This window comes from Glutamicibacter sp. JC586 (assembly GCF_009805585.1).
Lineage (GTDB): Bacteria > Actinomycetota > Actinomycetes > Actinomycetales > Micrococcaceae > Glutamicibacter.
Genome location: NZ_VHIN01000022.1, coordinates 508,320 through 528,818, shown reverse-complemented (window position 1 = coordinate 528,818; position 20,499 = coordinate 508,320). Strand labels below are relative to the sequence as shown.

At 55.1% G+C, this 20,499-nt stretch carries 23 protein-coding genes; 4 read left to right on the top strand and 19 right to left on the bottom strand.

The genetic code is table 11. The annotated features are described in order from the left end of the window. Positions 1-2 precede the first annotated feature (2 nt). From FJV47_RS16275 to infC, 7 genes are all read right to left on the bottom strand, one after another. Positions 3-1,082, bottom strand: coding sequence for a phenylalanine--tRNA ligase subunit alpha (locus tag FJV47_RS16275; RefSeq protein WP_159614821.1), 1,080 nt, complete (start codon positions 1,080-1,082; stop codon positions 3-5). Between the two features lie 141 nt (positions 1,083-1,223). After that, positions 1,224-1,865, bottom strand: a complete 642-nt coding sequence (locus FJV47_RS16270; protein WP_159614819.1) for a hypothetical protein — start codon at positions 1,863-1,865, stop codon at positions 1,224-1,226. 75 nt (positions 1,866-1,940) lie between these two features. After that, entirely contained in the window at positions 1,941-2,387 is a 447-nt protein-coding gene (locus FJV47_RS16265) for a (deoxy)nucleoside triphosphate pyrophosphohydrolase (RefSeq protein ID WP_159614817.1), read from the bottom strand. An 11-nt stretch (positions 2,388-2,398) separates the two neighbouring features. After that, complete coding sequence (locus tag FJV47_RS16260) at positions 2,399-3,286, bottom strand: RNA methyltransferase (protein ID WP_159614815.1); 888 nt, start codon at positions 3,284-3,286, stop codon at positions 2,399-2,401. 110 nt (positions 3,287-3,396) lie between these two features. Next, positions 3,397-4,059: a 50S ribosomal protein L20 gene (gene rplT / locus FJV47_RS16255; RefSeq protein ID WP_159614813.1), complete on the bottom strand. Its 663-nt coding sequence runs from the start codon at positions 4,057-4,059 to the stop codon at positions 3,397-3,399. Between the two features lie 104 nt (positions 4,060-4,163). Then, positions 4,164-4,358, bottom strand: coding sequence for a 50S ribosomal protein L35 (rpmI, locus tag FJV47_RS16250; protein ID WP_013348480.1), 195 nt, complete (start codon positions 4,356-4,358; stop codon positions 4,164-4,166). Between the two features lie 166 nt (positions 4,359-4,524). Beyond that, positions 4,525-5,175, bottom strand: a complete 651-nt coding sequence (infC, locus tag FJV47_RS16245) for a translation initiation factor IF-3 (protein ID WP_235026506.1) — start codon at positions 5,173-5,175, stop codon at positions 4,525-4,527. A gap of 326 nt (positions 5,176-5,501) precedes the next feature. Between infC and FJV47_RS16240 the strand changes: the two genes are divergently transcribed. Both FJV47_RS16240 and FJV47_RS16235 read left to right on the top strand, forming a co-directional pair. After that, the gene (locus FJV47_RS16240) at positions 5,502-5,867 is read left to right on the top strand and encodes a DUF1844 domain-containing protein (RefSeq protein ID WP_159614811.1); all 366 of its coding nucleotides are present in this window, start codon (positions 5,502-5,504) and stop codon (positions 5,865-5,867) included. Between the two features lie 92 nt (positions 5,868-5,959). Continuing rightward, positions 5,960-6,496 carry a GNAT family N-acetyltransferase gene (locus FJV47_RS16235; protein WP_159614809.1) on the top strand — a complete coding sequence of 179 codons (537 nt, stop codon included), beginning with the start codon at positions 5,960-5,962 and terminating at the stop codon, positions 6,494-6,496. Between the two features lie 5 nt (positions 6,497-6,501). On the opposite strand, the gene FJV47_RS16230 is transcribed toward FJV47_RS16235, so the two are convergent. The 8 genes from FJV47_RS16230 to FJV47_RS16200 all read right to left on the bottom strand — a co-directional run bounded on the left by FJV47_RS16230 (position 6,502) and on the right by FJV47_RS16200 (position 12,720). Further along, positions 6,502-7,839, bottom strand: a complete 1,338-nt coding sequence (locus tag FJV47_RS16230) for an MFS transporter (protein WP_159614807.1) — start codon at positions 7,837-7,839, stop codon at positions 6,502-6,504. A 40-nt stretch (positions 7,840-7,879) separates the two neighbouring features. Further along, positions 7,880-8,761, bottom strand: a complete 882-nt coding sequence (locus FJV47_RS16225; protein ID WP_159614805.1) for an SseB family protein — start codon at positions 8,759-8,761, stop codon at positions 7,880-7,882. A 221-nt stretch (positions 8,762-8,982) separates the two neighbouring features. Next, positions 8,983-9,720, bottom strand: coding sequence for a bifunctional 1-(5-phosphoribosyl)-5-((5-phosphoribosylamino)methylideneamino)imidazole-4-carboxamide isomerase/phosphoribosylanthranilate isomerase PriA (priA, locus tag FJV47_RS16220; protein ID WP_159614803.1), 738 nt, complete (start codon positions 9,718-9,720; stop codon positions 8,983-8,985). 27 nt (positions 9,721-9,747) lie between these two features. After that, positions 9,748-9,897 (bottom strand): hypothetical protein, encoded by a 150-nt coding sequence (locus tag FJV47_RS16500; RefSeq protein WP_200832028.1) that lies wholly within the window; start codon positions 9,895-9,897, stop codon positions 9,748-9,750. A 2-nt stretch (positions 9,898-9,899) separates the two neighbouring features. Beyond that, positions 9,900-10,535 (bottom strand): imidazole glycerol phosphate synthase subunit HisH, encoded by a 636-nt coding sequence (hisH, locus tag FJV47_RS16215; protein WP_159614801.1) that lies wholly within the window; start codon positions 10,533-10,535, stop codon positions 9,900-9,902. After that, positions 10,536-11,156 (bottom strand): imidazoleglycerol-phosphate dehydratase HisB, encoded by a 621-nt coding sequence (hisB, locus tag FJV47_RS16210; RefSeq protein ID WP_159614799.1) that lies wholly within the window; start codon positions 11,154-11,156, stop codon positions 10,536-10,538. Positions 11,157-11,178: 22 nt separating this feature from the next. After that, positions 11,179-12,285 carry a histidinol-phosphate transaminase gene (locus tag FJV47_RS16205; protein ID WP_159614797.1) on the bottom strand — a complete coding sequence of 369 codons (1,107 nt, stop codon included), beginning with the start codon at positions 12,283-12,285 and terminating at the stop codon, positions 11,179-11,181. Between the two features lie 81 nt (positions 12,286-12,366). After that, the gene (locus FJV47_RS16200; RefSeq protein ID WP_159614795.1) at positions 12,367-12,720 is read right to left on the bottom strand and encodes a LysM peptidoglycan-binding domain-containing protein; all 354 of its coding nucleotides are present in this window, start codon (positions 12,718-12,720) and stop codon (positions 12,367-12,369) included. A 256-nt stretch (positions 12,721-12,976) separates the two neighbouring features. Here FJV47_RS16200 and lexA point away from each other — a divergent pair, with 256 nt between their 5' ends. Further along, positions 12,977-13,696, top strand: coding sequence for a transcriptional repressor LexA (gene lexA, locus FJV47_RS16195; RefSeq protein ID WP_159614793.1), 720 nt, complete (start codon positions 12,977-12,979; stop codon positions 13,694-13,696). A 52-nt stretch (positions 13,697-13,748) separates the two neighbouring features. Here lexA and FJV47_RS16190 read toward each other — a convergent pair whose 3' ends face one another. The 3 genes from FJV47_RS16190 to hflX all read right to left on the bottom strand — a co-directional run bounded on the left by FJV47_RS16190 (position 13,749) and on the right by hflX (position 18,462). Beyond that, positions 13,749-14,837 carry a glycoside hydrolase family 76 protein gene (locus tag FJV47_RS16190; protein ID WP_159614791.1) on the bottom strand — a complete coding sequence of 363 codons (1,089 nt, stop codon included), beginning with the start codon at positions 14,835-14,837 and terminating at the stop codon, positions 13,749-13,751. A gap of 63 nt (positions 14,838-14,900) precedes the next feature. Next, positions 14,901-16,901, bottom strand: a complete 2,001-nt coding sequence (locus FJV47_RS16185) for an ATP-dependent DNA helicase (protein WP_159614789.1) — start codon at positions 16,899-16,901, stop codon at positions 14,901-14,903. Then, positions 16,894-18,462, bottom strand: a complete 1,569-nt coding sequence (hflX, locus tag FJV47_RS16180; protein WP_159614787.1) for a GTPase HflX — start codon at positions 18,460-18,462, stop codon at positions 16,894-16,896. The genes FJV47_RS16185 and hflX overlap by 8 nt, the downstream gene beginning before the upstream one ends. A 422-nt stretch (positions 18,463-18,884) precedes the next feature. Between hflX and FJV47_RS16175 the strand changes: the two genes are divergently transcribed. After that, a complete protein-coding gene (locus FJV47_RS16175) occupies positions 18,885-19,490 on the top strand; it encodes a class I SAM-dependent methyltransferase (RefSeq protein WP_159614785.1) in 606 nt (201 codons plus the stop codon). Positions 19,491-19,561: 71 nt separating this feature from the next. Here the strand turns inward: FJV47_RS16175 and dapF are convergent, their stop codons facing one another. Further along, positions 19,562-20,497, bottom strand: coding sequence for a diaminopimelate epimerase (gene dapF, locus FJV47_RS16170; RefSeq protein ID WP_159614783.1), 936 nt, complete (start codon positions 20,495-20,497; stop codon positions 19,562-19,564). Positions 20,498-20,499 lie beyond the last annotated feature (2 nt).

The window sequence follows — 20,499 nt, the reverse complement described above, 5'->3', positions numbered from 1 at the left end:
ACTTAGATCTCCATCCCGAAGTGCTGGCTGAAACGGATGTCGCCCTCGATCATGTCGTGCATGTCAGGGACATCGTTGCGGAACATAAGCGTGCGCTCAATGCCCATGCCGAAGGCGAAGCCGGAGTATTCTTCCGGATCGATGCCAGCGGCGCGCAGAACGTTCGGGTTGATCATGCCGCAGCCGCCCCATTCGATCCAGCGGGGGCCGCCCTTGGCACCTGGGTGCCAGATGTCCAGCTCGGCCGATGGCTCGGTGAACGGGAAGTAGGCTGGGCGCAGGCGGATCTGGGCTTCTTCGCCGAACATCTGGCGGGCGAAGTGCTCCAGGGTGCCACGCAGATCAGCCATGGTCAGCCCCTTGTCCACGGCCAAGCCTTCGAACTGATGGAAGACCGGAGTGTGGGTGGCGTCCAGCTCGTCGGTACGGAAGGTGCGCCCTGGGCACAGCACGTAGACCGGAACCTCACGTTGCAGCATGGAGCGAACCTGCACCGGTGAGGTGTGGGTACGCAAGACCAGGTGAGCGTCGGCAGGCTCGATGAAGAAGGTGTCCTGCATTTCACGGGCCGGGTGGTCTGGCTTGAAGTTCAGCGCGTCAAAGTTGAACCATTCGGATTCAACTTCTGGGCCTTCGGCAATTTCCCAACCCATGCCAACAAAGATGTCGGAAACCCGGTCTTGGAGCACCGAGAGTGGGTGGCGGGCGCCAACGCTACGACGGCGAGGCGCCGCGGTCACGTCAACGGTTTCTTCAACCAGGATGCGAGCAGCTTCTGCTTCTTCAAGCACCACGGTGCGGGCACTTAGGGCCTTGTTGACTCGTCCGCGGGCCGAACCTACCAGCTTGCCGGCAACGGCCTTTTCGGACTTATCTAGCTTGCCAATCTGGCGGTTAGCCAGTGACAGGGCAGATTTTTCGCCGGTGTGCGAGAGTCGGGCTTCCTTGAGTTCGTTCAAGTCGCTAGCTGCCTCGATGGCAGCTAGCGCAGCTTCAACGGCAACGCTGATTCCGGCTTCATCGGTTGGGTGTGGAACATTGGTCTCCCCGTCGGGAGCAACTCCAGTTGTCTGATCAGACATGGGATCGATCGATCCTTACTCTTATCTTGTACTTACGCGTAGAACACTTTGCTTCCATTCTATTGCCAAGGGCCCGTGATCGTTTCACCGATGACGGGCCCTTGGCGTGAAGCTTCTTACCTCGAAGCAGAATTTTTTTGCTTAGTGAGCTTCTTTGACGCCCTTTGGTGCGAACGCAAAGACAAATACGAATGCCAACACCAGCAGTGCTCCGCCGAAGATCAGCGAATAGAGCATGGTGTGATCGAAGGTACCAGTAGCTTGGTATACCGAAGCACCCTTGGTCAGGTCGAAGGTGACGGTGTGGCCATCAACCACGCCGGGTGCGTGCGAAGTTACCTGCCCTGGGAACTTCACAGCAACGTTAGCTTCGGTGAAGTTCTGGTCAACCTTGGCCTTATCCCCTGGCATAGAGAAAGTAACTTCCTTGCCATCATCAGCTAGCGCAAACTGGAAACCAAAGATCTTGAAGGCATCAGCTAACTGGGTGTAAGTCATGGCACCTTCGGTATCAAAACGCAGTCCTACGTTTTCACCGTCGTCGAACTTCTCGTAGGTCCACTGACCGTCGATTTGCTTCTCCATCGCGGCAACATCCACTATGGAAGGCATCACTTGGTCAATGCTTTGACCTTGAAGGTTTTCCTTGTTGATGCCCACCTGGACAACACCGGAAGCTTTGTTCTGTCCTTCAACGTTGATTTCTGCGTTCATGTTTACGCAACCGGACAGGGCAAGGATGGCAGTAAAGACCAGCGCAATCACGCTGAACAGTTTCTTCACGAAAAAGGGCTCCTCAAGATTTTTGGTGTGTTGATTAGGGTGCCTCACACGGCGTTCATCCCAGCTTACGGGTGATTAGCTCACTGCCCCTAAACGGGCTAGGGCCAGACATGCGGTAACAATCGGAGCGTCGGCAGGAATCCATGGAACTACTTCGCTCAACGAATCATCTAAGTCCAGCCACGCTAATTGATCGTGACCGTCAAGGGTCGCAGGTTCACCATCAATGATTTGTGCAAACCACATGCGCATGGCGGCTTTTTCGTTGAGTTGCCACCCCTGCGCGTGCGGCCCGGAAATCATCGCGCCGAGCTGAATCTTCACGCCCAGCTCTTCGCGTAGTTCGCGGTGTACCGCATCGATTTCGTTCTCTCCGGGCTCAACCTTGCCACCGGGAAATTCCCACAGGCCGGCCAAGGACTCCGGGCGGTTTCGTCGGGCAGCTAAGAGCTGAGTCGGCGTAGTGAGATCATCAACGATGGCCACCGCTACGATTTGTTTGAGTGTCCCTGTTTGAACCATGAATCCGACCTTTATTTTGCTGAGCGTTGTGCGCGAGCAGAGGCGTACAAACAGACAGTGGCCGCGGTACCGACGTTCAAGGATTCCGCGACTCCGTACAGTGGCACCGCCACAGCGTGATCGGCGGCTTGTTTTTCAGACTCTTCCAGTCCTTGCCCCTCATTGCCAAATAACCATATGGTCGAAGACTCCAAAGCTGGCTGATCGGCTTCTGGGCCCTCGCCCGAAGCATGAGCGCGCAAGACGGCGGCATCTTGCAGCTCATCAAGGTTTTTCGCCCCGTATCCATCGGCGGCCAGGATTTGGTTGCCGGTGGCCTTAGCGGCCTGAACCAGGTGTTCAAATTCGATGTTGCTCAACACCGGCAGGTGGAAAATGGATCCGACGGTCGAACGCACGGCTTTGGGATTGTAAATATCGACGCTGCCTTTGGTCAGGATCACTGCGTCGGCGCCCGCCGCATCGGCTGCACGCAGGACGGTTCCAGCATTACCTGGATCTTGGACCCGGCATAGCACGGCGATAAGTTTTGGCTTGGCGGCAAGTACTTCACTTAGTTGCGGTTGAGCAATGGCTGCCACGGCCAAGATACCCTGCGGGGTTTGGGTGTCAGCCATGGCGTGCAAGACTTCGCCGGTAACGATCCGAGTGGGCACTTGTGTTTGGTCCAGGAGCTGCTCAAATTCTTCGTGACTCTCAAGGAATCCGCCGACCACATAAACGGCCTGGACGAGGTTATCGTCAGTGAGGTGGGCCTTGAGTGCTTCACGTACCGCTTGGGGTCCTTCGACCAGGAACTCCCCCGTAGCTTCACGCCCCTTGCGGTTGGCGAGGCGGGCCACCGCCTTGACTTTCTCGGCGCGTGCATTGGTCATCACTTCAGGGGAAAAACTGCTCATAGTTCGAGAATACCGTTAGAAACACTAATGGGTGGGTTCCGCGTGATCGCGGTACCCACCCATCGGTGTGATCTGTCCTACCTGAGCCTTAGCTCAAAGGGAGAAAAGATTTACTTCATCTGCTGGCGGGATTCTCCACCAGCTGGTTCGAAGCCTGCAGCCTTAGCAGCTTCGATGGAGTTGAACCAGAACTCAGCTTCGGTCTGGTCGTACCAGGTCGAGCCTGGTACGTGGTACTTGTTCGAGCCAGCGTTGCCCTTGATAACGAAGCCCTCAGGTGCAGCTTCGCCTTCAACAGCCTTGACTACGCCTTCGCCCTCAACGGACTTTGCAGCAGCCTTTGGAGCGGCAGCCTTAGGTGCCTTAGCAGCCTTTGGAGCAGCAACCTCAGCGGCAGCGCGTGGAGCGTTGACGTCAGCTGGAAGAGCTTCCTTTGCAACCTTGACCAAGGTAGCGAATGCGTTCGAGTCCGAAACAGCCAGCTCAGCGAGCATACGACGGTCAACCTCGATCTGTGCAGCCTTCAGGCCCTGGATCAGACGGTTGTAGGTCATGCCGTTAGCGCGGGATGCAGCGTTAATGCGCTGGATCCACAGGCGACGGAAGTCACCCTTACGCTTGCGACGGTCGTTGAAGCTGTAAACGAACGAGTGGAGCAACTGCTCCTTAGCCTTACGGTACAGGCGCGAACGCTGACCGCGGTAACCCTTTGCGCGTTCCAGAACGACGCGACGCTTCTTGTGGGCGTTTACTGCCCGCTTCACACGTGCCACGTGTGTACTCCTTCAAGTCGGTTCCCCAGTGCTCGCGGTGTTGCGAGATGGGAGAAATCTATGGTGTTGGGGCTATAACTTCCCCGTATTGCGAAAGGGAGAGCTTAGAGGCCCAGCATCCGCTTGATGGTCTTTACATCGGCCTTAGCGACGATCTGGTCAGAAGCCAGGCGACGGGTAACGCGCGAGGACTTGTGCTCCAGGTAGTGGCGACGGTTGGCCTGCTGGCGAGCGAGCTTACCGCTACCGGTGAGCTTGAAGCGCTTCTTGGCGCCACTGTGAGTCTTGAACTTCGGCATAGCTGCCGTTCTCCTAACGTGCTCCATCCGGCAAAATTACCGAATGGGGATCATCCGAAGCGGGCCCCGTTGAGGTGACCGCTGTTGTTCTCTTGTAGTTGGATCTTCCCAAGAGGAAGATCCTTCACCGTAAACGGTGACGGGCTCGAAAGCCCAACAGGCTTGGCTAGGCGTCGCCTTCAGCTGCCTGACGTGCCTGCTCCAACTTGGCGCGGGCTTCGTCATCCATTGATGCTGCGACGTTCTGGCCCTCGGTCTCAACTGGAGCGTCGGTGCGGATCTTGCGCTTAGCCGAATCGCGACCACCGGACTTCTGCTGCTGTTCGCGGCGAGCCTCTGCCTTGTTCTTCAGCGGACCTACAACCATGACCATGTTTCGGCCATCGATGCGTGGGCTGGACTCAATGATTCCAACCGCTGCTACGTCTGCTGCAAACTTTTCTAGCAAGCGAATACCCATCTCTGGTCGCTGCTGTTCACGGCCACGGAACTGGATCATGGCTTTCACCTTGTCACCAGCGCCCAGGAAGCGCAGTGCATGCCCAACCTTGGTCTCATAGTCGTGAGTATCAATCTTTAGGCGGAAGCGAACTTCCTTCAGAACCGTGTTGGTCTGGTTTTTACGAGCTTCACGAGCCTTGACTGCAGCCTCGTACTTGTACTTGCCGAAGTCCATCAGTTTGCATACTGGAGGCTTGGCGTTGGGTGCCACCTCGACCAAGTCCAGATCGGACTCATGAGCCAAACGAAGCGCGTCCTCGATGCGGACGATGCCTACCTGCTCACCATTGGGGCCGACGAGACGTACCTCTGGCACGCGAATGCGCTCATTAATGCGTGGATCGCTGATGTGTCACTCCTGAAATTCGTAATCCATGACCGCAAACGAAGAAGGCCCCCGTCTGCGATTGCAGGCGAAGGCCAATGAGGACGACATAACGATAGGCGCAAATCATTGCGCCTGCGTTTGAGGATTGAATACTTACTATCCCGCCGAAATACCCGGAAGCCTGGAAACGGCGACAGCGGGTGGGAGTTGGCCTCCACTTGCATGGCTCAATACTAGTACGAATCCCCGTCCAGATCTAACTGAACGTCATGAGAAGTACCGGCATCGAGTCGGTCTGTGACAAGCTTAGCAGTATGAGTACCGAAGACACCAACTCGCATCAGCACCTCGTCGACCAGCAGGTGCGCGACATCGCCGAAGTTCCGGCAGTAGAAATCATCACCACCGCAGCTGTTCACCTGATGAGCGCAGCTGCAGTTAAATGTGGCCTTGCAGAAGGCGCAGACGCCGAAGAGCTCAAGGACCTAGATGAAGCACGCAAGCTCATCACCGCCCTTGCAGGCCTAGTCACCGCGGGTGCACCAGAGATCGGCTCTCAGCATGCAGCTCCGTTGCGCGATGGTTTGCGTAGCCTTCAGCTAGCTTTCCGTGAAGCTTCGCTGATTCCAGATGCGCCAGGAAAGGGCCCGGGTGAGAAGTTCACCGGTCCGGTCAACTAAGAAAATTCCGCAGTTTTTAAGAGATTAACATCATGGGCTCGACTCCTTTAGAGTCGGGCTCATTGTTGTATCCACCACATTAGGCTGGCGATATGCAGATGCTTGAACAACCCGAACTTGATGCAGGCTCGTTTCATCTTCGAGAATTTTCAGACAATGACGTCCCAATGGTTCAGCAAGCATCCATGGATCAGTACATTTCACAGATCACGACGCTCCCCTATCGGGCGTCTGCCGACGAGGCCGTGAGCTTCATCCATCGGCAACGTGAGCGGGTCCTTGACGGCACCGGTTATTCCTTTGCCATTGCTGATGCACAGACAAATTCGGCTGTCGGCCAGATTGGGCTGTGGCTACGCAATGCCGACCGTGGTCGTGCGAGCATTGGATACTGGGTCGTTGAGGCCGAACGCGGACGTGGTGTAGTTACCGCTGCGCTTAGCGCGCTGAGCGCCTGGGGTTTGACTCATCCAGGCATCCATCGGCTCGAACTTTATGTTCAGCCGTGGAACGTCGCGTCATGGCGTGCAGCGCAAGCTTGCGGTTTTGAACGCGAAGGGCTTCTTCGAGGATGGGAAATCATCGACGGCGAACCCAAAGATCTTTTTATGTACTCTCGACTGCGCTGAGAAGCCTAAGCAATGTTTTCGCGTCGGCGGTTTTGGGCGCGACGCATTCGGCGACGAATTTGCTGAGCCAATAAGGCCACGAGTACAACGATCGCGGCCATGACGCCAATGGCAATAAAGGCAAAGTCCGGTCCTATATTGTCAACAAACAATCCGGTAATTGGCGAGCCCAGGGCGGTACCAGCGGTCATCGCAGATCCGTACCAGCCCATAGCCTCTCCGCGGCGCTTCTCAGCGACAAGATCGGTGAGCCATTCAGAGGCCGCCGACAACGTGGGTGCGCACAGGAATCCTGGAAGCGCTGATAGCAATGCCAAGGACCAAGTGCCGGAGGCGAAGTACATCGGGATGGTCAACAGCGCCATCAGCAGCAACAACAACAGCGGTGATACGACGCGTTTCATGGATCCGTAGATCAGTCCGCCGATGAGCGAAGCACCACACCAGAAGAAGAACACCAACCCCAATTGGTCTCCCTGCATGGTTGCATCAAGTTCAGCAACGATCGAAACTTCGGTTCCGGTCAGCAGCATGCCGGCGCCGGAGGCTGCGATGAACACCGCAAGGACCGAAGCGCTGACCCAGTTGAAACGACTCTTAAATGCGCGTCCTCGCTTCTTGATGCGAGACCGAGCAGATTTCCAACCGGCGAGGATCAGCTCACCTTCGACCTCCTGGACACCCACCGGTGCCGCCGCAATAAAGGAGGCCTCGGCGCCTAGACGTTCTTCATGCGCGTTGGATTGCAAAGCAATGGCCTTGGGATCATCGCTGCGCGTCGGAGGGTTCAGTATCATCAGCGCCAATCCAGCCAAAGAAGCAGTGATGCCAATGACGCTTAGCCCGATCACGCTACTGATTTGGGTCGCAACAATTCCGGCGCTGGCCGGGCCGACAATGAACACCAATTCGGTAGCGGTCGCATCCAACGCAAATGCTGTACGACGCTGTTCGCCGGTGGTCATGATTCCTAGCGCTGTACGCACCACGGAGAACACAGGTAGGGCAAAGAGTCCACCAATGAAGGCCAGCGGATAAATCCAGACCAAGGGCACGTGTGGGACCGTGCACCAAACCACCGTTTCAACGATGACCGAGGGCAACATAGCTTTGCGCAGGCCCCAGGTGTCCACGCGTGCACCGCGCCACGGGGCGCCGATGGCAATACCTACGGTCATTAGTGCGGTCACTAGACCCGCCGATACCCACGACTGATCTAGGTCATTAACCAAGTGCAAGAGCAACAGCATGCTCAAGGCCGAGTGAGGAAGTCGGGCAATCATGCCGATCAGCAGCAACAGCGAAATTTGTGGCTGACGCAGAATCTGCAAGTAGCTTTTCATGCCCGAAGTGTTCCTTTACTAGATAAGGAGCCCGCCGAGTTTAGCTAGGCGCGCTGTGCAAACTTAGTTCTAATGAATCCACTGCTTCGGTGAATTCTGTCATTTGGGATAGTCGTCCCTGGATAGCGCGGGTAATTTCCTGCGCTTGGTTCGGTGGAGTTTTTGGTGCAAATACAAACTGCAAATTGAGTTCTGGTCCGGAGCCACCGCCAAGAACGACCTGGCCATCCTTGGTTCGTGACCCTACTCCCCTGCCCGGAGCCAATTTCACGGCTTGTAGTTGGGTGAAACCTTCCGTGGCATTGTGGACTAGGTCCGCGATCTGCTGATTCTGATAGCTCGGAATCCACTGGATCTGTTTGGCCAGGTTCCAGACCCCTGGTCGTCGAAGGACAAACGTAAAATCGCTTCCTGGATCTAGAACCAAGAGTTGGCATTCTTCGCTTGCCGCCGATAGCGCGGCTCTAGGGGCAAACACAGCAACGGGTCGAGCTTCTTTGTGCCAAGCCTGCAGTCGCTCAACCGTAGTGAAAATCGGCAGAGCCATGCGACCATCCGGAGCCTTGATTTTCACTAACGCCATGTCGGCTTCTTTATCGGCAGCGAAGCCATGCTCCCCCATTGCTTCTTTGCCGAGCTGGGCCACAACCGCGATAAATACTCGTGCGGTGGCCATGGCCTGATGTACTTCAGCCTCGGAACCACGCCCTGCGCGTAACTCTGAGAGTGCGTTCATGACCTTCAAGTCGGCGCTACCGTCATCTTTGTCAAAGTTGTGCAACGGGTTGCCCTCGCCGCTGAGGTCTCGCCCATCCCAACTCTGACCTGCAGAGTCTGCAGGTGAACCAGCCTGCGCCAACGCTGCGACGATATGTCCTGGCAGATGGCGTTGAGGTGCTGACTCGTTGTGCTCCGTACTCATTACTCCATGCTAACTGGGGAATCGATGTTGTTGCAGGGGTCTTCTGCTTCTTCACTCATGAGTTTGAACACCACGAGTGATTGGCTTCAGAAAATTTTCGCGGGATTCACTACCTAGTCCCGGACTCATCCTTGGGTGTTAAGGTGTCATGTTTCAGAACAAAAAATTGACGGTTTGAAAGCCAATGCTTTCAAACCGTCAATTAGGCTGTGCCGTAGTCGTTAGTGGCGACCTGCTACATCCAGCGCTTCTTGAAGCGTGAACTGACCTGAGTACAAAGCCTTGCCCATAATGGCGCCTTCGATTCCTTCAGGAACGAGTTCACGAAGCACGCGCAGGTCCTCAAGCGATGAGATTCCACCCGAAGCCACCACTGGCTTGCTAGTCTTTGTGGCAATTTCACGCAGTAATTCAACGTTTGGTCCGCGCAATGTGCCGTCCTTGGTCACGTCGGTGACGACGTATCGAGCGCATCCGGCATCTTCCAAGCGTGCCAGTACTTCCCAGAGATCTCCGCCGTCTTTGGTCCAGCCGTGTCCGGACAGCGTAGTTCCGCGAACGTCCATGCCCACCGCAATCTTGTCGCCGTGCCGGGCAATGGCAGCCTTGGTCCACTCTGGGTTTTCTAGAGCCGCGGTGCCTAGATTTACGCGTGTGGCTCCAAACTCCAACGCACGATCCAACGAGGCATCATCGCGGATACCACCCGAGAGCTCGACCTTAATATTCAATTCCTGCGCAATGCGCTGGACGATCTCGACGTTGCTACCGCGGTCGAAGGCTGCGTCTAGGTCTACCAGATGAAGCCATTGAGCCCCAGCGTTCTGCCAAGAAAGGGCTGCTTCTAATGGGTCACCGTAGCCAGTCTCGGATCCCGCTTCGCCCTGCACCAGGCGTACTGCCTGCCCGCCGGCGATATCTACCGCAGGTAACAATTCGAGGATTGGTTGCTCGCTCATAATGTCCTTAGTGAAGTAACGAAAATTCTAAAGTGTCAGCACCCACGCGGCGATCAGGCTCATGCCCGCGAGTACCCAGAGTGCGATCACCCATGAGATATGGGCTTTTTGGCTTTTGAGCGAAATGGCTCCTCCGGCAAGGAAAGCGCCAACGAACCCAAGCACGATAGTCCACATATTTACAGGGTGTCCAACCAGTTGCGCAGCAGTTTAGCGCCGGCTTCGCCTGATTTCTCAGGGTGGAACTGCACAGCTGAAAGTGGCCCGTTCTCCACTGCGGCGACAAATGGAGTTCCGTGGGTACTCCATGTGACTTGTGGAGGGGTCATCGCTGGTTGCGTGACGTCAAATTCCCACTTCTGCACGGCATATGAGTGAACAAAATAGAATCGCTCGTTCTCGACACCAGCGAACAATTTACTGCCCTCTGGAGGCTGAACGGTGTTCCATCCCATGTGCGGGATAACGTCCGATTTGAGACGCTCAACCGTTCCTGGCCATTCACCGATGCCTTCGGTTTTCACTCCGTGTTCCACGCCTTCTTCAAAGAAGACTTGGTGACCGACGCAGATACCCAAGACGGCCTTGCCACCGGCAATTCGGCTTCCGATCCAGCGCAACGCTCCGGTAGCCTTCAGCTGTTCCATCACCGAGGCGTAAGCGCCGACACCGGGAACAACCAGACCGTCTGCGGCGACAATTTTTTTCGGATCTGCGGTGAGCTCAACTTCTGCACCTGCAGCTTCGAGCGCGCGAACAGCCGACCGAACATTGCCCGAACCGTAGTCGAGCACTACTACATTCTTCTTTGCCACTTACAGTGCGCCCTTCGTGGATGGAATCTTGTCGCCCATGCGCTCATCAAATTCGACTGCTTCACGCAACGCACGGGCAAAGGATTTGAATTGAGCTTCAACGATATGGTGCGGGTCGCGGCCGGAGAGGACCTCAATGTGCGCGCAGATCTGGGCGTGGAATGTAATGGCTTCAAAAACGTGGCGGGTCATCGAACCGGTGAAGTGTCCGCCAATCAAGTGGTACTCCTGACCTGCTGGCTCACCTGAATGGACCAGATATGGACGACCTGAAACATCTACTACGGAGCGCGATAGGGCCTCGTCCAACGGAGCGTAGGATGTGCCGAAGCGGCGAATTCCAGCTTTATTGCCGAGGGCAACGCGCAGAACTTCACCGATGGTAATGGCGGTGTCCTCAACGGTGTGGTGTACATCGATGTGGGTATCGCCAGTGGCGCGAACGGTGAGGTCGATGAGCGAATGCTTGGACAACGCGGTCAGCATATGGTCGTAGAACGGCACCGAGGTGCTGATATCCGAGACGCCAGTTCCGTCGAGATCTAGCTCAACAAAGATGGACGATTCGCTGGTGACGCGTTCCATGCGGGCGCGACGTGCGCCAATCAATTCGGCAGACATGTCTTCCTTCGCTCGTTCCTGTTTATTTGTCCGCGCCGAGCAGTTCGGCCAGACGATCCAGGAATGCTGTAGTTTCTGATTCGGTACCGGCGGTCACACGCAACGTACCCGGGATTCCATTGTCTCGGACAATGATGCCAGCTTCTAGCAAGCCCTCCCAGATCGCGTGAGGATCTTCCAATCCGCCGAAGAAGACGAAGTTGGAATCTGAGACAGAAGGCTTGAGCCCCAAGGACTTTAGTCTTTCAACGATCCGGTCACGTTGAGTTTTGATGTCTTCAACTTGGGCAAGCAGCAATTCAATGTTTTTCAACGCGGCTATGGCCGTTGCTTGGGTGACTGCAGACAGGTGATACGGCAACCGAACCAAACGAATTGCGTCGGTTACCTCCGGTGCGGCCGCCAAGTAGCCCACTCGGGCACCGGCTAGCCCAAAAGCCTTGGACATCGTTCGAGAGACGATCAGGCGCTGCCTACCTTCAAGCAAGGTGAGGGCCGATTTAGTGTTGGCAAGGGAAAACTCGGCGTAAGCTTCGTCCACGATAACCACGCCATTGTGCTCACTCATGGCGTCATACACTTCGGTGATGACGTCGAGCCCAAGCGCGGTGCCCGTGGGATTATTGGGAGAACAAAGGAAAACGATGTTCGGTTTGTTTTTGCGAACCTGCTCTGCTGCTGACTCGGCCGAGAGGGTGAAGTCCTCAGCGCGCTTTCCGGCAATATAGGCGGTGTCGGTTCCGCTAGCCAGCAGTGGATACATCGAATACGTTGGTCCGAAGCTCATCAGGCTACGGCCGGGACCACCAAAAGCTTGCAGGATTTGCTGCAGGATCTCATTGGATCCATTCGCAGCCCAAATATTGTCGGTCGACAGACCGTGTCCGAGATAGTCGGCGAGTAGTTCGCGAAGTTCAGTAAATTCGCGATCGGGATATCGATTAAGACTTGTCGCGGCTTTAGCGACTTCTTGTGCGATGGCTTCCACAACCGTTGTTGGTAGCGGATGGGTGTTCTCATTGACGTTCAGCTGAATGGGCACATCAATTTGTGGTGCGCCATATGGGGATAGCCCGCGGAGATTCTCACGCAAGGGCAGCTGACTCAAAAGTTCACTGCGGTCATTCACGCAACAAGTCTACGTGTGCACGGGCTTGGGCGGTGAATCCGCTACGGACCAAGGTAACAATCCCTCGGCCGGTTTCGATCTTTAGCCAGCTATCACTGGAATCGACAGCGAGTCGCCAACGTGAATCTCGGTACCTTCAAGCGAATTCAGCTCGGAGATGTGGCTAACTGCCGAAGTAACGTCGTAACCCTGAGCATATTCCTGAGCCAGGCTCCACAGGGTGTCACCTGGAATGACAGTGACGTCAACGGTTTCAACACCAGAAGGAACTTCAGATGAAGCGTGCGCATCGGAAGCAAACATTGAGAAGTAGAAGGCAGCTGCGACGGTCAGGGCGAAAACGGGAATCCCGATTAGAACAGCCCAACCGCGACGGTTGATACGAATCTTCATTGGCGAATTGGTTTCATTTGAGTCAAGCGCGACAGTTGCCATGACCATGTCTCCTCAGAACTAGATTGATGCGAAGTTGTGTTCGATGATGAAGATTCGAAGACGTATTCGAATCTCGTATATCTGTTCTAACAGAGCTTGATCAAACTTGTCCAGAAGTTTTCGAACAAATCTTTGAAAGAACGCCACTTATCTACTAAGATTTCGAAGTAGACGAGCAATGAAAACATCACACCATCTAGCTCCGACAGTTTGGACTCACGAACTTTCGCAAAATTGCTAGGGAAGGCAAAATCTCATGTCAGCTTCACAACGCACTCCCCGATCGAATGCCCGTTCGCTGACGATTCGCCAAAAGAAGATCTTGGAAACCATCCAGCGATCCATTGGAAAGAATGGCTATCCACCATCAATGCGTGAGATTGGCGACTCAGTCGGACTCAAGAGTCTCTCTAGCGTTACTCACCAGCTGAGCCAGCTCGAAAAACTCTGCTACATCCGTCGCGATCCTCGTCGTCCACGCGCAATGGAGATCCTGCTTCCCCTACAGCTAGCCGATGATAAGGGAAATACGGAAACCCCCGAGGTATCTGAGGCAACGGCGTCCGAAGATGCAACAGTTATCGAACTCAGCACCTCCGCCGACACCACCATGGTTCCTTTGGTTGGTCGGATCGCCGCTGGTGGCCCGATCCTGGCTGACCAGTCCGTTGAAGATGTTTTCTCGTTGCCTCGCCAGCTGGTCGGTCACGGCGAGCTATTCATGCTCAAAGTTTCTGGAGACTCAATGGTCGATGCCGCAATCTGCGACGGTGACTGGGTCGTGGTTCGTCGCCAGCAGAACGCTGATAATGGAGATATCGTTGCAGCACTTCTCGACGAAGAAGCAACGGTAAAGACCTTCCGTCAACGTGACGGTCACACCTGGCTATTGCCGCAAAACTCACGTTATGAACCGATTCTTGGCGATGCAGCAACGATTATGGGACGAGTAGTTTCGGTCATGCGTTCGCTCTAATACGAACAAGATTTGGGGGTCTGATGCCAGCTGGCGTCAGACCCTCAAATTTTTATTCAGTACTTGCTCCTTCTGAGCAGGCGCCGGCCGAGTTGAAGATCATCCACCGTTGCACCGCTGCCGACAGCCTTCGGGGCTCTTGATCTACGATGCTACGGGCCGTGTCCACAATCATTTTGCTTGCCACAGCTCGTGTTGAGTCATCAAGCCGAATGTCGTTGGCTGCCAACGCTAGGTATCGGCTTAGTATTCCGGCAAAGAGATTTCCATCTCCACCACCGTTCATCGCCAAAGCCCCCGAACTATCAGTCAAGAACCTTTGCGAAGCATGAATCAGGATGCTTGCATGTTCCAGATCCTCATCGGTGCCCAGCTCAAGTAAGGCTCCGAGCACAGGCCCTTGATTGTAGGTATACACGGCTTCTTCAACCTTGCGTCCAGTGGCAATGAGGCGTAGCCCGTCCACATACAATCCGCGTTCAGTGTTGAACAGTTTAAGCCGAAGCCAACTGAGCAGACCCCGTGACAGTTCCCGTTCGCCATTTCTAGCAAAGAACAACGCAGCTGGTGCGTTTGCTGGAGCATTCTTGAAATCTCGCTTACGAGACCAATACATGCCACCATCGAGAACATCGTCGATGGCACCCGCCAGTTGCTTGCGCAAAGTCAAAATGGCCTGCTTGGCCTGCGGAGCACTACGACCTTCCAACTGGCGCGAGAACGAGACCAAACGTTGGCTGGCCAGAGCTAGCCATGCCATGTCATCAAAAAAGTAGTTTGGATAGACCCCGAAATTTCGAAAGCGAATGCCGCGAAGTAACTCGTTGGCCCGACGAAGCTCACGCTTAGCTTGCTCACGTTGGCCGTCGCCAAGATACCTCAAACCATCATCGATGATCGCGTCGAGGTAATGGGCCTGCCACCAATAGTTCCACTCCCGTAGCGGGTGGGAAATACCGTTGATATCGCTAAGCATGCTGCCATCACGCAGACGATGCTGGCGACTATACGGTAATCCTATCCACGTTCCGGGTATGCCAAGTAGGCGTTGTCCAAAGCGTTGATGGGTGTCCTGGGCCGCCTGAGCAGACAGGTTTTTCCAAGAGTCCATGATGCCTTCCGGAGTAAGTGGTTCATCCATCTGGCACAGACACTAGCAAGCGACGAGCTGTAGGACTAGATGGCTCACCGGCGGTTCAACGCGCTACTTCTTCTCTTCGGGCTTGAGCCGTTCCAGTACGCCGGTAATCACCTTTTTATCTACCGTTGGCCACATGGGAGGCAAAGTGGCTTTTAAGAAGCTCCCGTAACGTGCGGTGGCCATGCGTGAATCTAGGATCGCGACCACACCACGGTCATTAACGGAACGAATGAGTCGTCCTGCACCCTGAGCCAGACGAATCGCCGCATGAGTCGCAGAGACCTGCATGAACCCATTACCTCCATGCTTAGCGACATCTTCAGTTCGTGCCTTAGAGATCGGATCATCGGGACGAGGGAACGGGATCTTGTCGATAATGACTAAGCGGCATGAGTCACCGGGAACATCCACACCTTGCCACAGCGTCATGGTGCCAAACAGACAGGTATCCCGTTCGGCAGCGAACTGCTCAACGAGCGATTTCATACTCGCTTCGCCTTGACACAAAATTTCCACGTCGAGCTTTTCGCGCAGGATGCTTGCGGCTTCTTCGGCAGAGCGTTTCGAAGTGAACAGCGCCAGTGCTCCACCGCCCGAAGCCTTGATGAGATCTTCGATCTCATCCAGCGTTTCTGCTGCCAACTGGCGACCTGGCTTGGGCAGGTGCTTGGCGACGTAGAGGATTCCCTGCTTCGGATAATCAAAGGGGCTACCTACATCCACGCCGGTCCATGTTGGAGCTCCTGCACCCATCAAGCCCAGGGAACCTGCGACCGCATCAAACTGCGACCCGATGGCCAACGTAGCGCTGGTCAGCACCACGGTACGACCGTCGAAGAGTCCCTCCCGTAGTTTTCCCGCGACCGACAATGGAGCCACATTCAGCGTTGCTGGCTGCGAATCTTCGGCCTCAACATAACCACGACCTTCGATAAATTCGCGTGGTCTGGTCGTATAGAGAACTTCTCGGCGCTCTTCAGATTCGAGCATGCGAATGGCATCATCCATCACCGCCTGCATTTGGGAACGTGCGGTCTGCCGACCACCATCTGCCGGTGCATTAGCTTCCGGCTTAGACAACGCCAAAACCAGTCGAGCCTGCTCAACAATGTCGTTCAGGGCAATACCCATGTCTTCGCGGAGGCCCTGTTCCAACAAACCCGTAGGGATGCCGGTCAACGACTTCTCCAACCGGTTGGCAGCTTTGACCATCTCATCAACGTTGACCCCGCAGTGGCGCTTGGCACCACCGGCTGCTGTCATCACCATGCGTGCTGAGAGCGCACCAGAAACGGAGCTGGTCACACGGTCTTGTAGTTCGTGGGCCTCGTCAATGATGGCAACTTCGAAGTCCGGAAGCACCGAAAGTCCTTCGAAAGCCGAGACCGCCAACAAGGCATGATTGGTGATCACGACATCAGCTTCTGAGGCCCGAGCGCGAGCCATCTCAGAGAAGCATTCGTCGGCCATGGGGCACTTTTGGGATCCGAGACATTCCATGGCCGAGACCGAAACTTGCTTCCAAGCCTTATCGCTAACGCCGGGAACCAGTTCGTCGCGGTCTCCCGTATCCGTGCGGTCTGCCCAGTCACGAAGCTTCATGACTTCGCTAGCTAACGGTGAATAGGTAGTGCCTGCCGGAATTGCAGGCTCATCCATCGAGAATAACGTGCCCTCGTCATCCGGGTATCCGCCGCCGAGCTTATATTGGCATAGATAGTTTGAGCGCCCCTTGAGTAGAGCAACGTCCATGGGACGCGAGAGCTTGCCCTTGAGCGATTCGAGCAACCGCGGAACATCACGTCCAACAATCTGGGACTGCAAAGCCAGGGTTGCCGTGGAGACAATCACTGGCTTAGCACTAGTTTGCGCATGAGCTAGCGCCGGAATCAGGTAGCCCATGGACTTACCCGTTCCGGTGCCAGCCTGCACTAGCAAATGTTCTTCGTCTTCCAAGGCAGTCACTACGTGCTTGACCATTTCCTGCTGGCCGGTGCGCATGGCACCACCCATGGAAGTTACCGCGGCCTCAAGAAGTTCTAGGGCCTGCTCTTGCTTATCCATGAAGGTTGAAGTTCTCCAACTCTGCAGCTAGGGAGTCGCGTACCTTCACGATCATCCGTGTGCCATTTTCTAGGTGTTCATTTTCTAGAATTTCAGATTCACTTTGGTGAAGCTTCGCGATCAAATCTCCACGATTGTAAGGAATGAGAACTTCCATCTGTATCCCCGGACGAGGGATTGATGAACTGATCTTTTCAAGCAGGGCTTCAATACCTTCACCAGTGTGAGCTGAAACCACCGAGGTATTGGACTCTTTGTTCCTGATTCGTTCGATCACAAACGGATCAGCAACATCAGCCTTATTCAGGACTATTATTTCAGGAATGTTCAGCGCATTGACTTCGCCCAGCACCGTGCGCACAGCTTGAATTTGGCCTTCAGGATCCGGGTGGGATGCATCCACAACATGCAGAATCAAATCTGAATCAGCGATCTCCTCCAATGTGGAGCGGAAGGCTTCAACAAGCTGAGTCGGAAGGTTGGACACAAATCCGACCGTGTCAGCCAGCGTGTAGGTCAACCCGTCTTCTGTCGAGGACTGACGTACCGTTGGGTCCAAGGTAGCAAAAAGTGCGTTTTCCACCAGCACACCGGCGTTGGTCAGTCGGTTCAACAACGAGGACTTACCGGCGTTGGTGTAACCGGCAATGGCCACGGCTGGGACTTCGTTACGTTTTCGATTGGCTCGCTTGGCCTCGCGTGCAGGCTTCATGGCCTTGATTTCGCGGCGGAGCTTTGCCATCCGGTCACGAATACGACGGCGATCCATTTCGATCTTGGTTTCACCCGGACCACGGGAGCCGATACCGCCACCTGCGGCACCCACGCGACCACCAGCCTGACGAGACATGGATTCGCCCCAACCACGCAGACGTGGCAAGAGGTACTCGAGCTGGGCAAGCTCGACCTGCGCCTTGCCCTCACGGGACTTGGCATGTTGCGCGAAGATATCCAAGATCAAGCTAGTCCGGTCAATAACTTTGACCTTTACGATATCTTCCAACGCGCGTCGCTGCGATGGTGCTAGTTCAGCATCCACTACCACGGTATCGGCGCCGGTGGAGGCTACGATACCTCGTAGCTCCTCGGCCTTACCCGAGCCTAGGAACGTGGATGGATCTGGCTTGCTTCGCCGCTGCACGACACCGTCAAGAACCTCTGATCCTGCGGTTTCGGCCAGCGCTGCCAACTCGCGCAGCGAGTTCTCAGCGTCAGTGACTGTACCTTCATTCCAAATACCTGCAAGAACTACGCGTTCAAGGCGAAGCTGTCGATACTCAACCTCGGTAACGTCTTCCAACTCAGTGGATAGTCCCGCGACGCGACGCAGGGCGCGACGATCAGCCAGATCGTCTTGGTCCCCGTCAAAGTGCGAAAGACCCGATGAGAATCGGTTCAGGGCCGTAGCTTGGCCAGAGAAGATTGAGGAATCCTCTTCACCAAAGTGCTGTATTTGTGGACTCTGGGCTTCGTCAGCCTCGAGGATCCGGTCGATAGCGGCCTGGATCTGGGCATCATCCATTGATGCAGAATCGTGCTCGTGTGACTCGGAGTTAGTCATGGTCTCCTTAGAAGTACTTCGCTTTCCAGAATAGTGCCGAGGACCCCCACTTCGCGACGTGACTCGTTGGGGATCAGTGGATTCATCAAACATTCGTAGTCCTTTGCAAAGGCGTTGAAATCTGCAGATAGTCAGGTGGAAGCTGAGTTACCAGGAGCAAAGTCGAATGATAAGTGGTGAGCGGCACTACTTACAGAAAAGAAAAAATGACTTCGCAGTCTACGGATCCCCTAATTTGGGCAGGCCAACATGGCGCTCCTGCGTCAGGAAAGTCGCGTGGTAACCACAGCGGTTACGTTTTAGACGAATACGAAAGTCATAGAGAAAACTCTATCAGTGAATATTCGGCCTGCCTATATCGCTTTGCTCACGTTGATTGCCATGGTCTTTGGCCCGGCGATACACAACGATAAACTTTGGTTATGACCTCGGATCATTACTTCACCGCCAGCCCGGCTTCGGCAGATGAACGTCGCACCATTGACGTTGAACTCAACGGTTCAACTCGCAAGGTTCAGACCGCTTCGGGAATCTTCTCTCCGACTGGGCTAGATAAGGGCACGGCTGTCTTATTGCAGTATGTCCCAACTCCACGAGGCCGCGTGCTAGACATCGGTTGCGGTTGGGGTCCGATCACGCTCACTGCCGCCGAGCAATCACCGGAGTCTGAAGTTTACGGCGTCGATGTCAATGAACGTTCCATTGAACTGACCAGGCTTAATGCACAAAGTTTGGGCCTAAAGAATGTCTTCGTGGGAACGCCCGATTCGGTCGATCCGCAACTTCAGTTCGATACGATCTGGTCAAATCCCCCGATTCGTATCGGTAAAGAAGCCTTGCATGAGCTACTCCTGCTATGGCTCCCGCGTCTAGCCCCAGGCGGGGATGCGTGGCTGGTTGTTCAGAAGAATCTGGGAAGCGATTCTTTGCAGAAATGGCTTATTGAGCAAATGCCAGCCGATTGGTCAGTAACTCGCGAAGCGACAGCCAAAGCCTTCCGCGTGCTCAAGATTTCCCGTCCGGCCTAGGACGAATAAAGGTTGCAGGGGTTAGTGAAAACTAATCCCTACAACCTTTATCAATGGTCGTTGGCAAGCAGCTACGCGGCGCCGATAATTCCTCGACCCACGAGCTCGGCCGGTCCGGAAAGAATAGTGTCTTCCCCGCCGGTTGCATTTTCGCGGAACTCCACGCCCACGACGCCCCCAGGGATAGCCACCGCCCATTGGTTGATCAATGCGGTACCTTTGGCCCAGTAGCGAACTGCAGCCGCCGCAGCGCAGGCTCCGGTGCCGCAGGACAAGGTCTCCCCCACTCCACGTTCATGAACGCGCATGCGCACCTGAGCAACTCCGTCTTCTTCGATCAATGGATCACTGGGCACAACAAACTCAACGTTCGTTCCGTTTGGTGGAGTAGGAGCGACTTCTGGGGCCTGAAATAAATCAAGATCTTCGAGCATGGCCAGATCCGGTAGTGCGACCACCGTGTGTGGATTGCCCATCGTGATGCTTAGTCCAGGCAGAGCTTGCTCCCAACCTCGAGGCTTGACCATAGAATCAACGGATTGTGCTTTAGCCTGCTCTTCGTGGATCAATCCCCAAGGGCCCAGATTCACCGCGTACCCGTCAACGATCCGCGTAATAGTTTTGATCCCAGCCCGGCTTCCGATCTTAATGCTCTGGCCTACCTCAAGTTCCACAAGCCCTTCAGCAATCAGGAAGTGCGCAAATGCGCGTACACCGTTGCCGCACATCTCCGCAATCGAACCATCGTTGTTACGGTAGTCCATGAACCAGTACGCCTCTGGATTATCGCTAGCTAGCTGCTCTTGACCGGCCACCTTGGCCGTAGGAACCGCACGGATCAACCCGTCTCCACCAATGCCAAAACGGCGATGACACAATGCGGCTACTTGCTGTTCATTCAGATCCAACTGTCCATCCGGATCTGAGATCAAAACAAAGTCGTTTCCCGTTGCATGCCCCTTGGCAAATGCCTGCCCCGCCAATTGACCTAGTTCCGTGGTGTACATCG

Bases quoted from the DNA above. Each gene is read 5' to 3' on its own strand.
- FJV47_RS16275 (WP_159614821.1), bottom strand. From the start codon at position 1,082: ATGTCTGATCAGACAACTGGAGTTGCTCCCGACGGGGAGACCAATGTT.
- FJV47_RS16265 (WP_159614817.1), bottom strand. From the start codon at position 2,387: ATGGTTCAAACAGGGACACTCAAACAAATCGTAGCGGTGGCCATCGTT.
- FJV47_RS16260 (WP_159614815.1), bottom strand. From the start codon at position 3,286: ATGAGCAGTTTTTCCCCTGAAGTGATGACCAATGCACGCGCCGAGAAA.
- rpmI (WP_013348480.1), bottom strand. From the start codon at position 4,358: ATGCCGAAGTTCAAGACTCACAGTGGCGCCAAGAAGCGCTTCAAGCTC.
- FJV47_RS16240 (WP_159614811.1), top strand. From the start codon at position 5,502: ATGAGTACCGAAGACACCAACTCGCATCAGCACCTCGTCGACCAGCAG.
- FJV47_RS16235 (WP_159614809.1), top strand. From the start codon at position 5,960: ATGCAGATGCTTGAACAACCCGAACTTGATGCAGGCTCGTTTCATCTT.
- FJV47_RS16230 (WP_159614807.1), bottom strand. From the start codon at position 7,839: ATGAAAAGCTACTTGCAGATTCTGCGTCAGCCACAAATTTCGCTGTTG.
- FJV47_RS16225 (WP_159614805.1), bottom strand. From the start codon at position 8,761: ATGAGTACGGAGCACAACGAGTCAGCACCTCAACGCCATCTGCCAGGA.
- priA (WP_159614803.1), bottom strand. From the start codon at position 9,720: ATGAGCGAGCAACCAATCCTCGAATTGTTACCTGCGGTAGATATCGCC.
- FJV47_RS16500 (WP_200832028.1), bottom strand. From the start codon at position 9,897: ATGTGGACTATCGTGCTTGGGTTCGTTGGCGCTTTCCTTGCCGGAGGA.
- hisB (WP_159614799.1), bottom strand. From the start codon at position 11,156: ATGTCTGCCGAATTGATTGGCGCACGTCGCGCCCGCATGGAACGCGTC.
- FJV47_RS16200 (WP_159614795.1), bottom strand. From the start codon at position 12,720: ATGGCAACTGTCGCGCTTGACTCAAATGAAACCAATTCGCCAATGAAG.
- lexA (WP_159614793.1), top strand. From the start codon at position 12,977: ATGTCAGCTTCACAACGCACTCCCCGATCGAATGCCCGTTCGCTGACG.
- FJV47_RS16190 (WP_159614791.1), bottom strand. From the start codon at position 14,837: ATGGATGAACCACTTACTCCGGAAGGCATCATGGACTCTTGGAAAAAC.
- FJV47_RS16185 (WP_159614789.1), bottom strand. From the start codon at position 16,901: ATGGATAAGCAAGAGCAGGCCCTAGAACTTCTTGAGGCCGCGGTAACT.
- hflX (WP_159614787.1), bottom strand. From the start codon at position 18,462: ATGACTAACTCCGAGTCACACGAGCACGATTCTGCATCAATGGATGAT.
- FJV47_RS16175 (WP_159614785.1), top strand. From the start codon at position 18,885: ATGACCTCGGATCATTACTTCACCGCCAGCCCGGCTTCGGCAGATGAA.
- dapF (WP_159614783.1), bottom strand. From the start codon at position 20,497: ATGTACACCACGGAACTAGGTCAATTGGCGGGGCAGGCATTTGCCAAG.